The sequence below is a fragment of the Microbispora sp. NPDC049633 genome, assembly GCF_040675265.1.
In the GTDB taxonomy this organism is placed as follows: domain Bacteria; phylum Actinomycetota; class Actinomycetes; order Streptosporangiales; family Streptosporangiaceae; genus Microbispora; species Microbispora maris.
Genome location: NZ_JBFAOO010000065.1, coordinates 17,880 through 37,023 on the forward strand (window position 1 = coordinate 17,880; position 19,144 = coordinate 37,023).

Consider the following 19,144-nt stretch of genomic DNA (forward strand, 5'->3'; position numbering starts at 1 on the left):
CGTTGCGGGGCAGGGCCGGAACGCGGAACGCTCCCGGCATGAGGATGCACGCCGACCAGCTGACGGTGACACGGGACACGGTGCGCGCCTTGGTGGACGAGCAGTTCCCCGAGTGGCGCAGCCTGCCCGTGACACGCGTCGGCGCCCACGGGACGGTCAACGCGATCTGGCGCGTCGGCGACCGTTTCACGGCCCGGTTCCCGCTGCAGCCCGGCCCGGCCGACGAGGTGCGGCGCCGGCTGGAGTCCGAAGCGGAGGCGGCCCGCGGGCTGGCGGGCAGCACCCGCTTTCCCACACCCGAGCCGGTCGCGCTCGGTGAGCCCGGCGCGGGGTACCCGCTTCCGTGGGCGGTGCAGACGTGGCTGCCCGGCACCGTGGCGACCGAAGAGGATCCGGGCGAGTCGATCGCGTTCGCCCACGACCTCGCCGATCTCATCACCGATCTGCGTGCGGCCGGCACCCGCGGCCGTGCGTTCGCCGGCTCGGGCCGGGGAGGCGACCTGCGCTCCCACGACGCCTGGATGGAGACCTGCTTCGAGCGCAGCGAACGGCTCCTGGACGTTCCCCGGCTGCGCCGGATCTGGGCGAAGCTCCGCGTCCTGCCCCGCGAGGCGGCGGACGTGATGTGCCACGGCGATCTCATTCCCGGCAACGTGCTCGTGTCCGCCGGGCGCCTGGCGGGGATTCTCGACGCCGGCGGCTTCGGGCCGGCCGATCCCGCTCTCGACCTCGTGAGCGCCTGGCACCTGCTGGAGGCGGGGCCGCGCCGGGTGCTCCGCCTCGACCTGGAGTGCGACGACCTGGAGTGGGAGCGAGGCAAGGCGTGGGCCTTCGAACAGGCGATGGGACTCGTCTGGTACTACCTCGACACCAATCCCGTCATGGCCCGGATGGGCCGGCGCACGCTGGAACGCATCCTGGCGGACGGCGGGCCCGCCTGAGCCGGAGCGACCGCGACCTACGGCGTCGTCAGCCGCGGGTGACCCGCACGCCGCCGAAGACGCCGTAGTTGCGGACGCGGAAGATGGGTCCGGGAGAGTCCGGCGTTCCCGGGTCCACCCGGCGGCCGCCGAACAGGCTGAAGCCCTCGACCTGTCATACCGGCAGCTCAGGCGGGATGAGAGGCGGCTCGCCGCGCGCTCATGCGCTCAGGCGGTAGACGCGTTCCGCCGTTCCCCGGAAGACGGCGTCACGCTCGGCGGCCGACAGCCCGGCGTCCGTGAGCAGCGCGCGCACGGTCTCGGCCCACAGGGGCAGTGCGCCCGCGAGGAGGCAGACGGGCCAGTCGGAGCCGAACATCAGACGCCCGGGTCCGAACGCGTCGAGCGCGACATCGGCGTACGGCCGCAGCCGCGCCGCGTCCCAGTCGTCCCAGTCCGCCTCGGTGATCAGGCCGGAGAGCTTGGCCGTCACGTTCGGCTCGGCGGCCAGCTCGCGGACCAGACCGGCCCACGGTTCGAGCTCGCCGGACGCGACCGGAGGTTTGGCCAGGTGGTCGAGGACGAAGGTCAGCTCGGGAAGGGCCCGGACGGTCTCGATCGCGGCGGGCAACTGGTGGGGCAGGACGAGCAGGTCGTAGACGAGCCCGGCCGCCGCGACCTGACGCAGTCCCTCGCGGACGTCGTCGCGGGCGAGCCAGCGGGGGTCGGGTTCGCCCTGCACGAGGTGGCGGATGCCGCGCAGCAGTTCACCGCCCGGCGAGGCGGCGAGCGCGGCGAGTTCGGCGGCGAGATCGGGCCGGGTGAGGTCCGCCCATCCCACCACGGCGGCGACGGTGTCCGACCGCGCCGCCAGCGCGAGGAACTCCCGGGTCTCCTCGGCGTCGGGCAGGACCTGGACGAGCACCGAGCTCCCGATCCCCGCTTCCGCCGCGACGGCGGCGTGGTCGGAAGGGGTGAAGTCGCGGCGGATCGGCGCCATACGCGCAGGATCGAGCCAGGTCTGCGGCCGCCGGGACAGTTCCCAGAGATGGTGGTGAGCGTCGACGATCGCCTGAGTGGGCGTCGCATCGGGTGTCACGGTGGATGTCACAGCGCGTCGAATGCCTCTCGTGCCAGTTCCCGTAATGGTTTTCCGGTGACCTGGGCCAGCCTGGCCAGGTCGTCGTGCTCGGGCTTGACCCCCCACGGCCCGTGCTTCATCCGCACGTCCTGGCCGTACAGCCGCACGGTCTCGAAGTGCCGGGGCAGCGCCACCTTCTCCACCACGCTGCGCCGCAGCCCCAGGCTGCCCGTCTCCGCCAGGACGAGTTCCTGCAGACGGCCGGCCAGTTCCGCGGGCGCGAGCACGTGCAGGACCTGCGCGGGCCGGCCTTTCTTCATGACCGCCGGAGTGGTCCACGCGTCCGCCGCGCCCGCGGCCAGGGCGCGCTCGATGACGTGCCCGAGGATCTCGCCGGTCACGTCGTCGAGGTTCGTCGAGAGGACGACCTGGTGGTCCGGGCCGGCGGTGGGCCTGCCGAGCATCGCCACCGTCACGTTCGGCCGGTCGGGCAGTTCACGGGTGCCCGCGCCGTACCCCGTGGCGTGCAGTTCCATCTCCGGGACCGCGCCGTACGCCGTGCCCGCGGCGTGGAGCAGGGCCGCCCCGGTCGGCGTGACCGCCTCCCCCGCCGCTCCGCCGCGTACCCGCGCCCCCTTCAGCAGGGCGAGCGTGGCGGGAGCGGGCACGGGCAGCACGCCGTGACGGGTCCGCACGGTGCCGCTGCCCAGCGGCAGCGGTGCGCAGTGGACGCGCGTCACCCCCAGGTCGCGCAGGGCCGCCGCGCAGCCGACGATGTCGATCAGCGTGTCGTGCCCGCCGAGCTCGTGCAGATGCACGCCTGCGGCCGGAACACCGTGCAGCGCGCCCTCGGCCTCGGCGATCGCGGTCAGCGCCGCGTCGGCGACGGGCAGGCCGGCCCGGGCCGCCATCGCGATCAGCTCCGCGGCGGGGCGCTCACTGGCGTCGTCCTCGACGTCGATCCGCACGCGGGTGGCGGTCAGCGCTCCGGTCCGCACCCGCTCGGCGTCCAGCCGCCACCCGGTCAGGCCGGTCAGGGCGACGGCCCGGCGTACGGCGTCGAGGGAGGCGCCCGCGTCGAGGAGCGCCCCGAGCAGCATGTCGCCGGCCAGACCGGTGAACGGATTCAGGAAGAGGATCACCTCGGCCCCCTCGTGAGGCGGAAGGCCGCCAGCGCGGCGCCGAATCCGGAGTCGATGTTGACCACGGTGATCCCCGCCGCGCACGAGGTGAGCATGGCGAGCAGAGCCGTCACGCCCTCCAGCGCGGCGCCGTACCCGGTGCTGGTGGGCACGGCGATCACCGGCGTCTCGACCAGGCCGCCGACCACGCTCGCCAGCGCCCCTTCCATACCGGCGATGACGATGACGCTGTCGGCCGCGCGCAGGTCCTCGACGGCGGCGAGCACGCGATGCAGCCCGGCCACTCCCACGTCCCTGATCAGGGTGGTGCGCAGGCCGAGGGCGGACGCGACGGCCGCGGCCTCGGCGGCCACCGGGCCGTCCGCCGTCCCGGCCGTGACCACGGCGACGGTGTGCTCGATCGCCCGGGCCTCGCGCCAGACCAGCAGCCGGGCGTCCCGGTCGTACCGGCCGCCGGGAACGCGCCCGAGCACGGCCGCGGCGGCGTCGGGGCCGACCCGGGTCACCAGGACGGGCCCGGTGTTGCGGCCGAGCAGCGCGGTGACGATCCCGGTGATCTCGGGCACCTGTTTGCCCGGACCGTAGACGATCTCGGGTAGTCCCTGGCGCGCCTCGCGGTCGAGGTCGAGGCGCGCGTAACCGAGGTCGAGGGCGTCGCTCACGGCCTCCTCCCGCCCGACGGCGCGTGGTCGCGTTCGCTCCGCCTGTTCATGACGGAAGGATGTATCCGACGGTCAGCAGGAGGTTCGCGTAGAGCCGGTCGTCGCCGGTCGCCACCGCGAAGGCGACGTCGGGGCCCTTCGCGGCCTCGTAGAACGCGAGACGTTCCACGGGTTCGACGGGCCGGTCCGGGCCGAGCAGCCGCCGGTAGCCGGTGAGCGCCTCGGGCTCGCCGCCTTCGTCCGGACGCATCGAGTGGACCGACTCCAGCGGCACGGCGTCCACGAGAACCTCCAGGACGTCGTCCACGCGGACCAGCCCGGGACGCAGGTTGAGGTGGATCACCGGGGCGCCGGCCCGCACGTTGGTGGCGTGGGCGTAGTTGGCGTCGGCGAGCAGGATGCGCGATCCGTGGCCGGTGGCCGCGAGCGCGGACAGCAGCGGCGGGTGGATCAGGGGGTAGCGGAGCACGGTCATCCTCCCCCGAGGTACGGAATGGTCATGGGCCCCTCGGGCAGGACGCAGACCCGGCCGGGCAGGTCCCGCACCGTGGCGGCGATGTCGCCGGTCTGCTCCAGGTGGGCGGCGGCGAGGTCGGCGTCGCTCAGGTGCGAGGTGTGCATGATCACGCGGGCCTGCCGCTGGATGCGGGCCTGGATCTGGACCTGCCACTGGTCGGGCACGGTCTCGGTGCGGCGGGAGATCTCCGCGAACAACGCGTCCGGGGAGGCCGCGGAGGTGAGCACCTCCCGGTAGGAGCCGTGGTCGGGGAACCCGTCCCGGCACTCGGCGGCGCAGATGATCGTGCCGCCGGGCCTGACGACCTGGGCGGCGGCGCTCATGCCCTTGACGGACTGGTAGAGGTTCTGGTCCAGCGGGAAACCGGCGTTGGTGGTGACGACCACGTCGAAGGGCTCGGCGACCGGGCGCATCGCGGCGGCGCGGGCGGCGGCCGTGGCGGCGGCGTGCATCGCCGGCAGGTCGCCGCCGAACGCGCGCACGATCTTCTGCTCCCGGTTGAGCACGACGTCGAGGGCGAAGGTGACGCCGGTCGCCTCCGCGATGGCGCGGACGTCGTCGTGCACCGGGTTGCCCTCGATGACTCCCCAGGTGGCGCGGGGATCACCGATGCGGGCCGCGTCGTGCAGCGTGAGCACGGTCTCCAGGGCGGCGAGGCCGGGCGCGACCAGTTTGGGACCGCCGGAGAACCCGGCGAAGAAGTGCGGCTCGACGAAGCCGGTCGTGATCCGCACGTCGGCGTCCGTCCACTCCCGGTTCAGCCAGACCGGCACGTCCTTGCCGTGACGGCCCATCCACTTGAGGGACGACGCGTCACGCGAGTCGTGGTTGACGATCCGTACGGCGTCGACGACCTGGTCGCCGAACATCGCGCGCAGTTCCGCGTCGGTGTTGCCGCGGTGGGTGCCGGTGGCCACCAGGATCACGATGTCACCGATGTCGACGATCCCGTCCAGCTCCGCCAGGATCGCCGGGATCATCAGGTGGCGCGGCTGGGGTCTCGTGCCGTCACAGGCGGAGATCGCCACCGTCTGGCCGGGCCGCACCCGCTCCCGCAGCGGCGGGCCCGCGACCGGTTCACGCAGGGCTCGCCGCACCTCGGCGGCCTCGTCCGCCACGGCGGGCCGGGCGACCGGCGCGATCACCGTGGTCCGGTCGTCCGGCAGGTCCACCACGAGCCCGCCGGCGCCGTAGGCGAGCTCAACCCGCATGGTCCAGCTCCTCCCACAGCTCCCCGGGCACGGGGGTGGCGGCCAGATCGAGGTCCTCCCGCACCTCCTCCGCGCTGCGCGCGCCGAACAGGACCGTGGTGACGGCCGGATGCCGGTGCGGGAACAGCAGGGCCGCCGCCGGCAGCGGCACGCCGTACGACGCGCAGATCCGCTCCAGCTCGCGCGCCCGCTGCAACACGGCCGGCGGGGCGGCGTCGTAGTCGTAGGTGGCGCCGCCCGCCAGGATCCCGCTGTTGAACACCCCGGCCGCTACGACGGCGACACCGCGCCGTTCGCATTCGGGCAGCAACTCCCCGGCGGCGGAGCGGTCGAGCAGCGTGTAGCGTCCCGCGACCAGCACGGCGTCCAGGTCGGTCTCGCGGACGAACCTGGTCAGCATCTCGGCCTGGTTCATCCCGGCGCCGATAGCACCGATCACTCCCTGGTCGCGCAGCTCGGCCAGCGCGGGGTACGCCTCGCCCGCGGCCTGCTCCCAGTGGTCGTCCGGGTCGTGGATGAACACCAGGTCGAACCGGTCCAGCCCGGTTCGGCTCAGGCTGTCGTCCAGCGAGCGCAGCACGCCGTCGCGGCTGTAGTCCCGCACCCGCACGTACTGCGTGCGGCCGGGGAACCCGTCCTCCTCGCCCTGCCCGGGCACCAGGACGCGGCCGATCTTCGTGGAGACGACCGCCTCCGCCGCTGCCTGCTCGGGCAGGCCGCGCAGGAAGCGTCCGAGACGCTCCTCCGCCAGGCCGGTCCCGTAGTGCGGCGCGGTGTCGAAGTAGCGGATCCCCGCCTCCCACGCGGCGGCCAGCGCCTGCTCGGCCTGATGTTCGCTCACCGGCGCGAACAGCCCGCCGAGCGGCGCGGTGCCCAGCCCGTACCGCCCGAGGGAGACCTTCACGAGGTCACCGGCCTCAGCCGCAGGCCGGACATCCCGCCGTCCACGGCCAGCTCGACCCCGGCCGTCGACCCCGCGCGCGGGCTGGCCAGGTACGCGACGGCGTGGGCGACCTCCTCCGCCGTGACCAGGCGGCCGTGCGGCTGGCGGGCGGACAACGCCGCGCGCTCGGCCTGCGGGTCGGGGGCGGCGTCCAGCAGCCGGCCGACCCAGGGGGTGTCGACGGTGCCGGGGTTGACGCAGTTGACCCGGATCCCCTCGCGGAGATGGTCGGCCGCCATCGCGCGGGTGAGCGCGAGCACCGCCCCCTTGGACGCCGAATACAGCGCCCGCTGCGGCAGCCCCGCGGTGGCGGCGATCGAGCAGGTGTTGACGATCGCCGCGTGCGGGGACGTGCGCAGGTGCGGCAGCGCCGCCCGGGTCACCCGGGCGATCCCCACCACGTTCAGGTCGAACACCCGCAGCCATTCGGCGTCGTCGTTGTCGGCCACCGTGCCCTGCGCGCCGATGCCCGCGTTGTTCACCAGCACGTCGATGCGGCCGTACCGCTCGGCCACCGCCGCCACCGCCGCGCGTACGGAGGCGTCGTCGGTGACGTCGCAGACGAACTCGGTGTCCTTGAGGTCCAGGACGGCGACCCGGGCGCCCCGCGCGGCCAGTTCCTCGGCGACGGCCCTGCCGATGCCCGAGGCGCCGCCGGTGACGATCGCCACCAGGCCCTCGAACTCCTCGCTCATGCCTGGCCCACCCGCTGGCGCTGGCGGCCGAGGCCGTCGATCTCCAGCTCCACCACGTCGCCCTCCCGCAGGTACGCCTGCGGGCCACGGCCGAGTGCCACACCCGCCGGGGTGCCGGTGTTCACCACGTCGCCCGGCTCCAGCACCATGAACTGGCTGAGGTACCAGATCACGTGATGCACGCCGAAGATCTGGTTCTTCGTGTTCCCGTTCTGGCGCGGCTCGCCGTTGACCCACAGCCGCAGACCCAGCGCCTGCGGGTCGCCGGCCTCGTCCGCCGTCACCAGCCACGGGCCGAGCGGGTTGAACGTCTCACACGACTTGCCCTTGTCCCACTGGCCGCCCCGCTCGTTCTGGAACTCCCGCTCCGACACGTCGTTGGCGATGGCGTACCCGGCGATCACCTCGGCCGCGTCGTCCGGGGAGTCCAGGTAACGGGCCGTCCGACCGAGGATCACCGCCAGCTCGACCTCGTAGTCGGTCTTCACGCTGCGCCGCGGCACGAGCACCTCGTCGTCCGGACCGACGAGCGTGTTGGACGCCTTCATGAACACCACCGGCTCGGCGGGGAGCGCCGCCCCGGTCTCCTCCGCGTGGTCGGAGTAGTTCAGGCCGATGCACACGATCTTCCCCGGCCTGGCGATCGGCGCGCCCACGCGCTCGTACGGCCCGGCCTCGGGCAGGGCGCCCTCCGCCATGGCGGCCCGCACGCGCTCGACGCCTCCTCCCGCGAGGAACGCGCCGTCGATGTCGGCCGTCAGCGACGACAGGTCGAGCACCCGCCCGTCCGGTCCCAGGACGCAAGGCCGCTCCTCACCCGCCGGACCCACTCGCAACAGCTTCACGATCTGCCTTCTCCCGCTGGTGTCACAGGTGCGTATGTTGTGCCGAGCCTGTCAGATTCATCGGGTTGAAGTAAAGCCTCTTATGGGGCATTTGCCGATTCTCTTGACCATCGCCCCCGGTGACCCTACTGTTCGATCCATATTCATCCGACCAATTGGAGTACGCCCATGCCGGTGATCACTTCCGTGGACGTGATCGACATCAGGTTCCCCACCTCCGCGACACTCGACGGCTCGGACGCGATGAACCCGGACGGCGACTACTCGGCGGCGTACGTGGTGCTGGAGACCGACGGCGACCTCGCCGGCCACGGCCTGACGTTCACCATCGGGCGCGGCAACGACCTGTGCGTGGCCGCGGCCCGGCAGATCGGGGCCCGGCTGGCCGGGCGTGACGTGGACGAGCTGGCAGGCGACCTTGGCGGCCTTTACCGGGAGATCATGTCCGACAGCCAGCTGCGCTGGCTCGGCCCGGAGAAGGGCGTGGTGCACCTCGCCGCCGCGGCCGTGCTGAACGCCGCCTGGGACCTTGCCGCGCGCAGGGCCGGCGTGCCTTTGTGGCGCCTCATTGCCGACATGTCGCCCGAGGAGCTGGTGGCCGCCTGCGACTTCCGTTATCTGTCCGACGTGCTGACCCCCGCCGAGGCCGTCGAGATGCTGGCCAGGCTCGCGCCGACCCGCGGGGAACGGATCGCCGAGCTCGCCGAGCGCGGCTACCCCGCCTACAACACCACCCCGGGCTGGCTCGGCTACGACGACGACAAACTGCGCCACCTTCTCCGTGAGGCCGTCGCCGACGGCTGGACGCACGTCAAGCTCAAGGTCGGCGCGAACGTCGAGGACGACGTCCGCCGCCTGTCGATCGCCCGGGAGGAGCTCGGCGAGCGCACGCTGATGATCGACGCCAACCAGGTGTGGGACGTGCCCCAGGCCATCGAGTGGGTCAACCGGCTCGCGCCGTACGAGCCGCTGTGGATCGAGGAGCCGACCAGCCCCGACGACGTCCTCGGCCACGCGGCCATCCGCAAGGCCGTCGCCCCCGTCGGCGTCGCCACCGGCGAGCACTGCCACAACCGGGTCATGTTCAAGCAACTCCTGCAGGCCGGCGCGATCGACTACTGCCAGATCGACTCCTGCCGGCTGGCGTCGGTCAACGAGATCGTCCCCGTGCTGCTGATGGCGGCCAAGTTCGGCGTGCCGGTCTGCCCGCACGCGGGGGGCGTGGGCCTGTGCGAGCTGGTCCAGCACATGTCGGTCGTCGACTACGTCTGCGTGAGCGGCAGCCTGGACAGCCGGGTCCTCGAGTACGTGGACCACCTGCACGAGCACTTCACCGATCCCGTCCGCATCGAGCGCGGCCACTACCGGCTGCCCGAGGCTCCCGGCTACAGCGCCCGCATGCATCCCGAGTCGATCGCCGGCTACCGCTACCCTGATGGCCACCATTGGGGAGGCTGAGTGGGCGCCATCGAGACGGCGATCGACACGGTCAAACAGATGATCATCGACGGGAAGCTGCGCCCGGGGCAGAAGCTTCCCGCCGAGAAGGACCTCGCCGAACAGCTCGGCGTCGCCCGCAACACCCTGCGTGAGGCCGTACGCGCGCTGATCGCCATGCGGGTCCTGCAGACGCGTCAGGGGGACGGCACCTACGTCACCAGCCTCTCCCCTGACCTCCTGCTCGACGGGATGAGTTTCGTCGCCGACATCCACCTGGACGCCGGCGCCGGGCAGTTCCTGCACGTCCGCAGAATCCTGGAGGCGGAGGCGACGGCCCTCGCCGCCACGCGCATCCCCGACACCGACCTGGCCCGTCTGGGCGAGCTGCTCGACGACGCCGAGAAGGTCGCCGCGGCGAGCGTGATCGACCACGAGAAGCTCGTCGCCCTCGACCAGGACTTCCACGCCCTCATCACCTCCCACTGCGGCAACGCGGTGCTCGCCGCGGTCATCCACAACATGTCCGGCCGCACCGTGCGGGCCAGGATCTGGCGCGGCATGAGCGACCCCGAGGCGGTCCAGCGCACCCTGCGGGAGCACCGGGCCGTGCATCGGGCACTGCTGGCACGGGACGCCGAGCGGGCCCGGCTCCACGCCGCCCTGCACGTCCTCGGCGTCGAGGAAAGCCTCACCGGCCCGCACACCTACGAGACCCCCGATGACTGACCCCGCACCTCACCCGGACCGGACGAGGGCGGACACGGCCCGCGGTCGCAGTGAAACATTCATGACGCCCCTACGGCTCCCCGCGACAGCCGCGTTCCACGACGGCTGACCGGGAACGCGGCCGGCTCCGCTTCCCAGGGCTCGGACCAGCCAGCATCCGACGATGACGACGGGATGAACGGACGGACAGAGATCCCATCTCTCATCGGATCCGACAACCGGAATGCACGAATTTCGGCAAGTCCGGTGCACCCATTGACTGGATTGATCACATGTTCGTAGCCTTGCGCGGAGCCTCTTGATCCAGCCGCACCGAACACCCGCTGTGTCTCGTCGACACCCGAGGATGCGGTCGAAACGATTCGAAAACGGCCGCGCCTTTCTCGGACTTGGAGGACCGAATTGTCTGAGTTATCGCGAAGGCAAATGCTGAAGCTCGGCGCGGTGGGAACCGGAGCCGCGCTGCTGCCGCTGCAGTGGACGGCGACCGCGCGGGCCGCGGCGGCGCCGCCCCCGGAAGTACGCGCCGCGAACGATCTGGCGCTGTGGTACGACGAGAGCGCCGGCACGGAATGGCTGCGTGCGCTGCCGATCGGCAACGGGCGCCTCGGCGCCATGGTGTTCGGCAACGTCGACACCGAGCGGCTGCAGCTCAACGAGGACACCATCTGGGCCGGCGGGCCGTACGACCAGAGCAACACGAGGGGCGCGGGGGCCCTGGGACAGATCCGGCAGCTGGTCTTCCAGAACCAGTGGAGCCAGGCCCAGAGCCTGATCGACCAGAACATGCTGGGCAACCCCTCGGCCCAGCTGGCGTACCAGACCGTCGGCAATCTGCGGCTCGCCATCGGCAGCAACAGCGGGGTCTCGGAGTACAACCGATTCCTGGACCTCACCACGGCCACCACGACGGTGTCGTACCTGCAGAACGGCGTGCGGTACAGGCGCGAGGTGCTCGCGAGCGCACCCGACCAGGTCATCGCCGTGCGGCTGACCGCCGACAGAGCCGGTTCGATCACGTTCTCCGCGACGTTCGACAGCCCCCAGCGGACCACGCGCTCCAGCCCGGACGGCACGACGGTGGCGCTCGACGGCGTGTCCGGCGACCAGAGGGGCCTGGCCGGCAAGGTGAGGTTCCTGGCGCTGGCGCGGGCCGTCGCGCAGGGCGGCAGCGTCAGCAGCTCCGGCGGCACCCTGCAGGTGAGGGGCGCCGACAGCGTGACGCTGCTGATCTCCATCGGCTCCAGCTACGTGAACTACAAGGACGTCAGCGGCGACTACCAGGGCATCGCGCGGCGGTACCTCGACGCCGCCGACGACAGGAGCTATGACGACCTGCGCGCCCGGCACGTGGCCGACTACCAGCGGCTGTTCGGGCGCACGACGCTCGACCTCGGCCGCACCTCGGCGGCCGACCAGCCGACCGACGTCCGGATCGCGCAGCACGCCGGCACCAACGACCCGCAGTTCTCCGCGCTGCTGTTCCAGTTCGGCCGCTATCTGCTGATCTCCTCTTCGCGTCCCGGCACCCAGCCGGCCAACCTCCAGGGCATCTGGAACGACTCGCTCAGCCCGTCGTGGGACTCGAAGTACACCCTCAACGCCAACCTGCCGATGAACTACTGGCCCGCCGACACCACCAACCTGGCGGAGTGCTACGAGCCGGTGTTCCGGATGATCAACGACCTCACGGTCACCGGAGCCCGGACGGCCCGGGCGCAGTACAACGCCGGCGGCTGGGTGACCCACCACAACACCGACGGGTGGCGGGGCTCCTCCGTCGTCGACGGCGCGCTGTGGGGCATGTGGCAGACCGGCGGCGCCTGGCTGTCCACCATGATCTGGGACCACTATCAGTTCACCGGCGACGTCGAGTTCCTGCGGCAGTACTACCCGGCCATGAAGGGCGCCGCCCAGTTCTTCCTGGAAACCCTCGTACGGGAGCCGAGCCTGGGATATCTGGTCACGAACCCGTCGAACTCCCCCGAACTGCCCCACCACTCGGGTGTCAGCGTGTGCGCCGGCCCGACGATGGACAACCAGATCCTGCGTGACCTGTTCAACGGCTGCGCCAAGGCCAGCCAGGTGCTCAACGTCGACGCCGACTTCCGGACGCAGGTCCTGACCGCCCGGGACCGGCTCCCGCCCATGAAGGTCGGCTCGCGCGGCAACATCCAGGAGTGGCTCTACGACTGGGTCGAGACAGAGCCGAACCACCGGCACATCTCCCACCTGTACGGCCTGCACCCCAGCAACCAGATCACCAAGCGCGGCACGCCCTCCCTGTACACCGCCGCGCGGCGGACCCTCGAACTGCGCGGCGACGACGGCACGGGCTGGTCGCTCGCCTGGAAGATCAACTACTGGGCGCGGATGGAGGAAGGCGACAAGGCGCGCAGCCTCATCGGCCTGCTGGTGAGGACCGACCGGCTCGCGCCGAACATGTTCGACCTGCACCCGCCGTTCCAGATCGACGGCAACTTCGGCGCCACGTCCGGCATCGCCGAGATGCTGCTGCAGAGCCACAACGGCGAACTGCACGTGCTGCCCGCGGTGCCCTCGGCCTGGCCGAGCGGGAAGGTGCAGGGCCTGCGGGGCCGCGGCGGCTACACCGTGGACGCGACGTGGAGCTCCGGCGGGTCCACCGAGATCCTCGTCAGGTTCGACCGCGACGGCACGGTCAACGTGCGCAACCGGATCTTCACCGGGACCTACCAGGTGGTCGACGCCGAGACCGGCGGCGCCGTCACCGTCACCAAGCCCGAGGCCGACGTCGTCGCGCTGCCCGGCCAGGCAGGGCGCACCTACCGCCTGACCGGGTCCGGCGGCGGCTCCACGCCGACGGGCTACGTGCGGATCGCCAACGTCGCCACCGGCCTGGTGCTGGACAGCGGCGGCAACGTGGCGTCGGGGTCGAACCTCAAACAGTGGAACTGGGACGGCAGCACCAACCTGCAGTGGCAGCTCGTCGACCTGGGCGGCGGCTGGTACCGCATCGTCAACCGCACCAACGGCATGGTCATCGACAGCTGGGGCAACACCGCCAACGGCGCCAACGCCAGGCAGTCGGCCTGGAACGGCGGCAACAACCAGCAGTGGCGCCTCAACAGCGTGGGCAACGGCCGCTACCAGATCGTCAACCGCGGCACCGGCACCGCCCTCGACGGCATGGGCAACAGCTCCGCCGGCTCCACCGTGGGCATGTGGACGCCGAACAACAGCACCAACAACCAGTGGACCATCACGAACGTGTGACGCCGGGGAGCCCGCCGAAGGCTCACCGCCGCGCCTCTCCGCGACCGGCCTCCGGTGGCGGAGAGGCGTGCCCCTCATCCCGCCTCCGGACAAGGGCCGGGGCCGCGGTGCGATGGGCCGGAGACGGCCGCGCTCAGGCCGATCTCGGCGGGGCCGTGCTGTCGCGCACCACGAGAGCGGCCCCGAGCTCGACGAGCGGCCGGGAGGGCCTGTCCCCGTCGGCGAGCGCCAGCGCGATGCGCGCGGCGGTGGCGCCTATCTCGAAGAACGGCTGGCGTACGGTGGTCAGCGCCGGTGCGACCCACTCGCAGTGCTCGATGTCGTCGAACCCGACCACGCTGAGGTCGTCGGGAATGCGAAGACCCAGGAGCCGGGCGGCCTCGTAGACGCCGAACGCCTGCAGGTCGTTACCGCACACGACGGCCGTCGGCGGGTCGGGCAGGGCCAGCAGCTGCGACCCGAGATCCCGGCCCTGCTCGAACAGGAACGACCCGCTGCGCATGAGGCCCTCGTCGAACGGGACGCCGGCGGTGTCCAGAGCGGCCCGGAACCCGTCCAGCCGCGCCCGTGTGGCCAGGAATCCGGCCGGCCCGGTGATCAGGCCGATACGCCGGTGCCCCAGCTCCAGCAGGTGCCGCGTGGCCGCCAGAGCACCGCTCCAGCTGGTCGATCCCACCGACGGCGTGGGGTGCACGTCCCCCGTCGGGTCGAGCGCCACCAGGGGCACGCCGTTCGCCTCGAACAGCGCGCGGTGCTCGGTGGTGACTTCGGAGACGACGGCGATCACTCCCACCGGCTGCCGCTGCAACAGCGGCTCCACCCAGGGCAGGCCCGCCGTGACGCGCGAGCGCACGTCGGTGAAGCCGACGCCCAGCTGACGGGTGGCCGCGACCTGCTCGACGCCCCGCATGATCTCAATCGCGATGGAGCCCAGCATGTTGCCGAACACCACTTCGAGGCCATGTGCCGACCCGGTGGGGACCGGCCTGCGGTACCCGTGCTCGCGCAGGAGCTCCTCCACCCGCTTGCGGGTGCTCTCCCCCACCCCTGCCCGGCCGTGGAGCACCTTCGACACCGTCGGCGGCGAGACCCCGGCGAGCTGGGCGATCGCGGCGACCGTGAGGTCACCGCGCCGCAGTCCTCGGCGCCCCTGCAACCGGCCTCCCCCGATCATGCGGGGAGTCTACGTGACCCGGGCGAAATCGCCCGCGGACGCGATCCCGGCTGCCGAACCGGCGAGCAGTGGGCGGCCGCGCGAAGCCACAGAAAGTAACCATAAAAAAGGATATGAAGCAATTTCTAGGCATTTGTCGGGCAGTACCACAGAGTTCGCATACACGAACACCGGCCCGGCCCTGCCGTAGGCCGGCTGAAAATTTCAGCAGAACCCCCTGCTCGCGCACCGGTTCCGGCGGGATTTCGCTTCCTTTCGCGCACCCTGCCACCAGCGCGAAGTGGGTGCCGCCTGTCCCTCTTCAGCTGGTCGGATGCGCTTTCCATCGCCTCCCCCTCGGCTCGGAGAGCGTTTCTGCACCGGTGCCGAGGCCGGGAGCCGGGAAGCTGTTTCCGAAACTTGAGGAGGTTAACGCACGAAATTTTCCTATAACGTGCCGCGCAGGTGATGTCGGGACCCCGTGCTCGGCATGAAGCGCAACAGGAGGAGTCATGACGCAAGGCCGGAATGAGCCCGTCAGCAGCGAGCGAAAAGTGCTGAGCCGGAGATCCGTCCTGGCGACGATGGGTGCCCTGCCGGTTCTCACGGCCGCGACGTCGATCCTGGGGGCCACGGAGGCCGCGGCGGCCACCGCGACCATCAATCCGTCGGCGCAGCGGCAGACGATCAAGGGCTTCGGCGGCATGACCCACGCGGCCTGGGCCGGCGACCTGACAGCCGCCCAACGGGAGACGGCGTTCGGCACCGGCGAGGGCAGGCTGGGGTTCTCCATCCTGCGGATCCCCGTCGGGGAGAGCCAGGCGGACTTCGGCCGTGACCTGGCGACGGCGAAGCGCGCGGCCGAGCTCGGAGTGACCGTCTTCGCGTCGCCGTGGAACCCCCCGGCCAACATGATCGAGACCTTCAACCGCAACGGCCAGGCCAACGCGAAACGGCTCAGGTACGACCAGTACGCCGCCTACGCCCAGCACCTGAACGCCTTCAGCACGTACATGAAGAACAACGGGGTGAACCTGTACGCCATCTCCGTGCAGAACGAGCCCGACTACGCGCACGACTGGACATGGTGGACGTCCACCGAGATGGTCCGGTTCCTGCGGGAGAACGCCGGCTCGATCAACACCAGGGTCATCGCGCCCGAGTCCTTCCAGTACGTGAAGAGCGTGTCGGACCCGATCCTCAACGACTCCGCGGCGCTGGCCAACGTGGACATCATCGGGGCCCACCTGTACGGCACGTCGTACTCGAACTTCCCCTACCCCCTCTTCAAGCAGAAGGGCGCGGGCAAGGAACTGTGGATGACCGAGGTCTACTACCCCAACAGCACCGACTCGGCGGACACCTGGCCCCAGGCGCTCGACGTGGGCGAGCACATGCACCGCGCCATGGTGGACGCCGAGTTCCAGGCGTATGTCTGGTGGTACATCCGGCGCAGCTACGGCCCCATGCGGGAGGACGGCCAGCTCAGCAAGCGCGGCGCCATCATGGCGCAGTTCGCCAGGTTCGTCCGCCCCGGATATGTGCGGATCGACGCGACGGCGAACCCGGCGACGAACGTCTACGTCTCGGCGTACCGGAGCGGCAACACCGTCGTCATCGTCGCCATCAACAAGGGGACCTCCGCGGTGAGCCAGCAGTTCACCGTGGCGAACGCCGGCTCGGCCGGCGTCTCGTCCTGGGTGACCGACGGGAGCAGGAACGTCGCGCCCCAGGCGGCGACCACCATGTCGAACGGGTCCCTCACCGTCACGCTGCCCGCTCGCAGTATGACGACCTTCGTGACCAGCCTGAGCGGCGGCCAGTCCCCCAGCCCGTCGCCCATCGTGTCGCCCAGTCCGTCACCCGTCACATCGCCCAGCGGCGGCACCGGGACCGGGCCCCGGGTCAGCTACACGATGAACACCTGGGGCAACGGCTTCACCGCCAGCATCAGCATCACCAACACCGGGACCTCGGCGATCAACGGCTGGACGCTGGCCTTCACCCTGCCCTCGGGCCAGTCGATCACCTCCGGCTGGAACGCCACCTACTCGCCCTCCAGCGGCCAGGTGAGCGCCCGCAACGTCGACTACAACGGCACTCTGGCTCCCGGGGCCACCGTCGACATCGGCTTCCAGGCCACCCACAGCGGCAACACGGCCGAACCGACCGCCTTCACCCTCAACGGCGTCCCCTGCACCGTGGTCTGACCGGCACGTGACCACCCGGAGACGGCCAAGTAAGGCCCTCCGCTGTCCTCTGGAGTGTGTATGAGCACATTCGCGCGATTCCGTGCCGCGTTCGTGGCCGCCTCGGCGGCCGGGACGATGCTCGCGGCCGGACCGGCCGGTGGCGTCCGCGGCCACCACCCCGCACACAGTCCCGCACACCGCCCCGTTCGCCCTGCGCCTGGCCGCCTGGCCGTCCCCGAGCGGCCAGCAGGCCGTCGGCGCGACGATAAACGTCTCCGGCACCCTCGACGGCGGCATGAAGCGCTACTACGGCACCGGCGCCCTCGGCTCCGGCAGCCAGAACGAGGGCCAGCCCCCCGTCTTCAAACTGACCAACGGCGCGGTCCTGAAGAACGTCATCATCGGCTCGCCCGCCGCCGACGGCGTCCACTGCACCGGCACCTGCACCCTGCAGAACGTCTGGTGGGAAGACGTCGGTGAGGACGCCGCCACCTTCAAAGGCACCTCCTCCTCCCAGACGATGACCATCGACGGCGGCGGCGCCCGATCGGCCAGCGACAAGGTCTTCCAGCACAACGGCCCCGGCACCATGGTCATCAAGAACTTCCAGGTGCAGAACTTCGGCAAGCTCTACCGCTCCTGCGGCAACTGCTCCACCCAGTACAAACGCAACGTCGTCATCCAGAACGTCACCGCCACCACACCCGGCAAAGTCCTGGCCGCCATCAACCCCAACTACGGCGACACAGCGCGCCTCTCCCAGATCACGATCGTCAACGACCCGAACAAGAAGGTCGTCATCTGCGAGAAGTACAAGGGCGTGACCAGCGGCGAACCCACCAAGACCGGCAGCGGGCCCGACGGCGTCAACTGCGTCTACACCACCTCCGGGATCACCTACCGGTAAGCCCCATCACCGGCTCGTCCACCATCTCGGGTTCCGCCGCCGACGGCAGCGCGCTCTCCCCGTCCGTCACCCGCGGTGGCCCCTGATCTTCCATTCCTGTCCGGTGTCGTGGCCGGAGCGATCCTGGCCGCCCACGACACCGGACCGGCGACCCGTCCATCCGTGACTCACCTGAAGGAGGGTCCGTGCGCAAGGTGGGAGCTCTACTCGCCGCCGGCGTTCTCGCGACCGGCGGCCTGGCCCTGCAGGGCCAGGCCGCCGCCCTGGACAACGGGGTGGCCCGCACACCCCCCATGGGCTGGAACAGCTGGAACACCTTCGGCTGCAACATCTCCGAGACGCTGATCAAGCAGATGGCCGACGCGATCGTCAACTCCGGCCTGCGCGATCTGGGTTACCAGTACGTCGTGGTCGACGACTGCTGGATGAACTCGACCCGCGACTCCGCCGGGAACCTGCAGGCCAACGCCTCGCGGTTCCCGAGCGGGATGAAGGCCCTCGGCGACTACCTGCATGCCAAAGGGCTGAAGTTCGGCATCTATCAGGCGCCGCTGGACAAGACCTGCGCGCAGTACTTCGGCAGCTACCCCGGCGCGACCGGCGCCCAGGGACACGAAGCCCAGGACGCCAGACAGTTCGCCGCCTGGGGCGTGGACTACCTCAAATACGACTGGTGCTCCCCCAGCGGCACCATCGACGACCAGGTCCGAACCTTCGCCAAGATGCGTGACGCGCTGGCGGCGACCGGACGGCCGATCGTCTACAGCATCAATTCCAACAGCATCCACGCCAAGACCGGCCCGCAGCGCGACTGGGGCGACATCGCCAACATGTGGCGGACGACCGAGGACATCACCAACAAGTGGGACACCGGTCAGACCAACGGCTACCCGATGGGCATCCAGAACATCGTCAACGTCACCGTCCCGCTCGCCTCCTACGCGAAACCGGGAGCGTTCAACGACCCGGACATGATGGAGGTCGGCCGGGGCGGCATGACCGACACCGAGATGCGCAGCCACTTCGCCCTGTGGGCGATGATGGCCTCACCCCTGATCCTCGGCAACGACGTGCGCAACATGGACGCCGCGACGCAGACGATCCTGAAGAACGCCAACCTGATCGCCATCAACCAGGACCCGCTCGCGGTGCAGGCACGCCAGATAAGCAACGACGGCACCCGGCGCGTGCTGGCCAAGAAGCTCGGCAACGGCGACGTCGCGGTCGCCCTGTTCAACCAGGGCGGCAGCACCACCACGATCAGCACCACCGCCTCCGCCATCGGACTGTCCGGCGGCTCGTTCACCCTGCGCGACGCCTGGACCAACACCGTCAGCGGCACCACCGGCGCCATCTCGGCCAGCGTGCCGGCTCACGGCACCGTCGTGTACCGGGTCAGCGGCGCGACGTCGTCCCCCAGCCCTTCACCAAGCCCCAGCCCGTCCCCGTAGATCG

16 protein-coding genes are annotated in these 19,144 nt (G+C 70.9%); 7 read left to right on the forward strand and 9 right to left on the reverse strand.

Annotation, left to right across the window (positions count from 1 at the left end):
* Positions 1-38 precede the first annotated feature (38 nt).
* Positions 39-941 (forward strand): aminoglycoside phosphotransferase family protein, encoded by a 903-nt coding sequence (locus tag AB0J39_RS18725; RefSeq protein ID WP_363466108.1) that lies wholly within the window; start codon positions 39-41, stop codon positions 939-941.
* 199 nt (positions 942-1,140) lie between these two features.
* Here AB0J39_RS18725 and AB0J39_RS18730 read toward each other — a convergent pair whose 3' ends face one another.
* From AB0J39_RS18730 to AB0J39_RS18765, 8 genes are read right to left on the reverse strand one after another with little or no spacing between them, the layout of a single operon-like run.
* Positions 1,141-2,031, reverse strand: coding sequence for an amidohydrolase family protein (locus AB0J39_RS18730; RefSeq protein ID WP_363466110.1), 891 nt, complete (start codon positions 2,029-2,031; stop codon positions 1,141-1,143).
* The gene (larC, locus tag AB0J39_RS18735) at positions 2,028-3,143 is read right to left on the reverse strand and encodes a nickel pincer cofactor biosynthesis protein LarC (protein ID WP_363466113.1); all 1,116 of its coding nucleotides are present in this window, start codon (positions 3,141-3,143) and stop codon (positions 2,028-2,030) included. Before larC ends, AB0J39_RS18730 begins: the two co-directional genes overlap by 4 nt.
* A complete protein-coding gene (gene larB / locus AB0J39_RS18740; protein WP_363466115.1) occupies positions 3,140-3,805 on the reverse strand; it encodes a nickel pincer cofactor biosynthesis protein LarB in 666 nt (221 codons plus the stop codon). The genes larC and larB overlap by 4 nt, the downstream gene beginning before the upstream one ends.
* A 46-nt stretch (positions 3,806-3,851) precedes the next feature.
* Positions 3,852-4,274: an RbsD/FucU family protein gene (locus tag AB0J39_RS18745; protein ID WP_363466118.1), complete on the reverse strand. Its 423-nt coding sequence runs from the start codon at positions 4,272-4,274 to the stop codon at positions 3,852-3,854.
* A 2-nt stretch (positions 4,275-4,276) separates the two neighbouring features.
* Positions 4,277-5,533 (reverse strand): nickel-dependent lactate racemase, encoded by a 1,257-nt coding sequence (larA, locus tag AB0J39_RS18750; RefSeq protein ID WP_363466120.1) that lies wholly within the window; start codon positions 5,531-5,533, stop codon positions 4,277-4,279.
* A complete protein-coding gene (locus AB0J39_RS18755; RefSeq protein ID WP_363466123.1) occupies positions 5,523-6,437 on the reverse strand; it encodes an aldo/keto reductase in 915 nt (304 codons plus the stop codon). The genes larA and AB0J39_RS18755 overlap by 11 nt, the downstream gene beginning before the upstream one ends.
* A complete protein-coding gene (locus AB0J39_RS18760) occupies positions 6,434-7,171 on the reverse strand; it encodes an SDR family oxidoreductase (RefSeq protein WP_363466125.1) in 738 nt (245 codons plus the stop codon). The genes AB0J39_RS18755 and AB0J39_RS18760 overlap by 4 nt, the downstream gene beginning before the upstream one ends.
* Positions 7,168-8,016 (reverse strand): fumarylacetoacetate hydrolase family protein, encoded by an 849-nt coding sequence (locus tag AB0J39_RS18765; RefSeq protein WP_363466128.1) that lies wholly within the window; start codon positions 8,014-8,016, stop codon positions 7,168-7,170. Before AB0J39_RS18765 ends, AB0J39_RS18760 begins: the two co-directional genes overlap by 4 nt.
* 168 nt (positions 8,017-8,184) lie before the next feature.
* Here AB0J39_RS18765 and AB0J39_RS18770 point away from each other — a divergent pair, with 168 nt between their 5' ends.
* The 3 genes from AB0J39_RS18770 to AB0J39_RS18780 all read left to right on the forward strand — a co-directional run bounded on the left by AB0J39_RS18770 (position 8,185) and on the right by AB0J39_RS18780 (position 13,437).
* Positions 8,185-9,474 (forward strand): enolase C-terminal domain-like protein, encoded by a 1,290-nt coding sequence (locus AB0J39_RS18770; protein WP_363466131.1) that lies wholly within the window; start codon positions 8,185-8,187, stop codon positions 9,472-9,474.
* Entirely contained in the window at positions 9,475-10,182 is a 708-nt protein-coding gene (locus AB0J39_RS18775) for an FCD domain-containing protein (protein WP_363466133.1), read from the forward strand.
* A 426-nt stretch (positions 10,183-10,608) separates the two neighbouring features.
* Positions 10,609-13,437, forward strand: coding sequence for a glycoside hydrolase N-terminal domain-containing protein (locus AB0J39_RS18780; RefSeq protein ID WP_363466135.1), 2,829 nt, complete (start codon positions 10,609-10,611; stop codon positions 13,435-13,437).
* A gap of 133 nt (positions 13,438-13,570) precedes the next feature.
* Here AB0J39_RS18780 and AB0J39_RS18785 read toward each other — a convergent pair whose 3' ends face one another.
* A complete protein-coding gene (locus AB0J39_RS18785) occupies positions 13,571-14,611 on the reverse strand; it encodes a LacI family DNA-binding transcriptional regulator (protein WP_363466137.1) in 1,041 nt (346 codons plus the stop codon).
* A 563-nt stretch (positions 14,612-15,174) separates the two neighbouring features.
* Between AB0J39_RS18785 and AB0J39_RS18790 the strand changes: the two genes are divergently transcribed.
* The 3 genes from AB0J39_RS18790 (at position 15,175) to AB0J39_RS18800 (ending at position 19,140) form a co-directional block, all read left to right on the forward strand.
* On the forward strand, positions 15,175-16,800 hold the full coding sequence (locus tag AB0J39_RS18790) for a cellulose binding domain-containing protein (protein ID WP_363466139.1): 1,626 nt from the start codon (positions 15,175-15,177) through the stop codon (positions 16,798-16,800).
* A gap of 139 nt (positions 16,801-16,939) precedes the next feature.
* On the forward strand, positions 16,940-17,689 hold the full coding sequence (locus AB0J39_RS18795) for a pectate lyase (protein WP_363466141.1): 750 nt from the start codon (positions 16,940-16,942) through the stop codon (positions 17,687-17,689).
* Between the two features lie 185 nt (positions 17,690-17,874).
* A complete protein-coding gene (locus AB0J39_RS18800; protein ID WP_363466144.1) occupies positions 17,875-19,140 on the forward strand; it encodes a glycoside hydrolase family 27 protein in 1,266 nt (421 codons plus the stop codon).
* Positions 19,141-19,144: the final 4 nt, after the last annotated feature.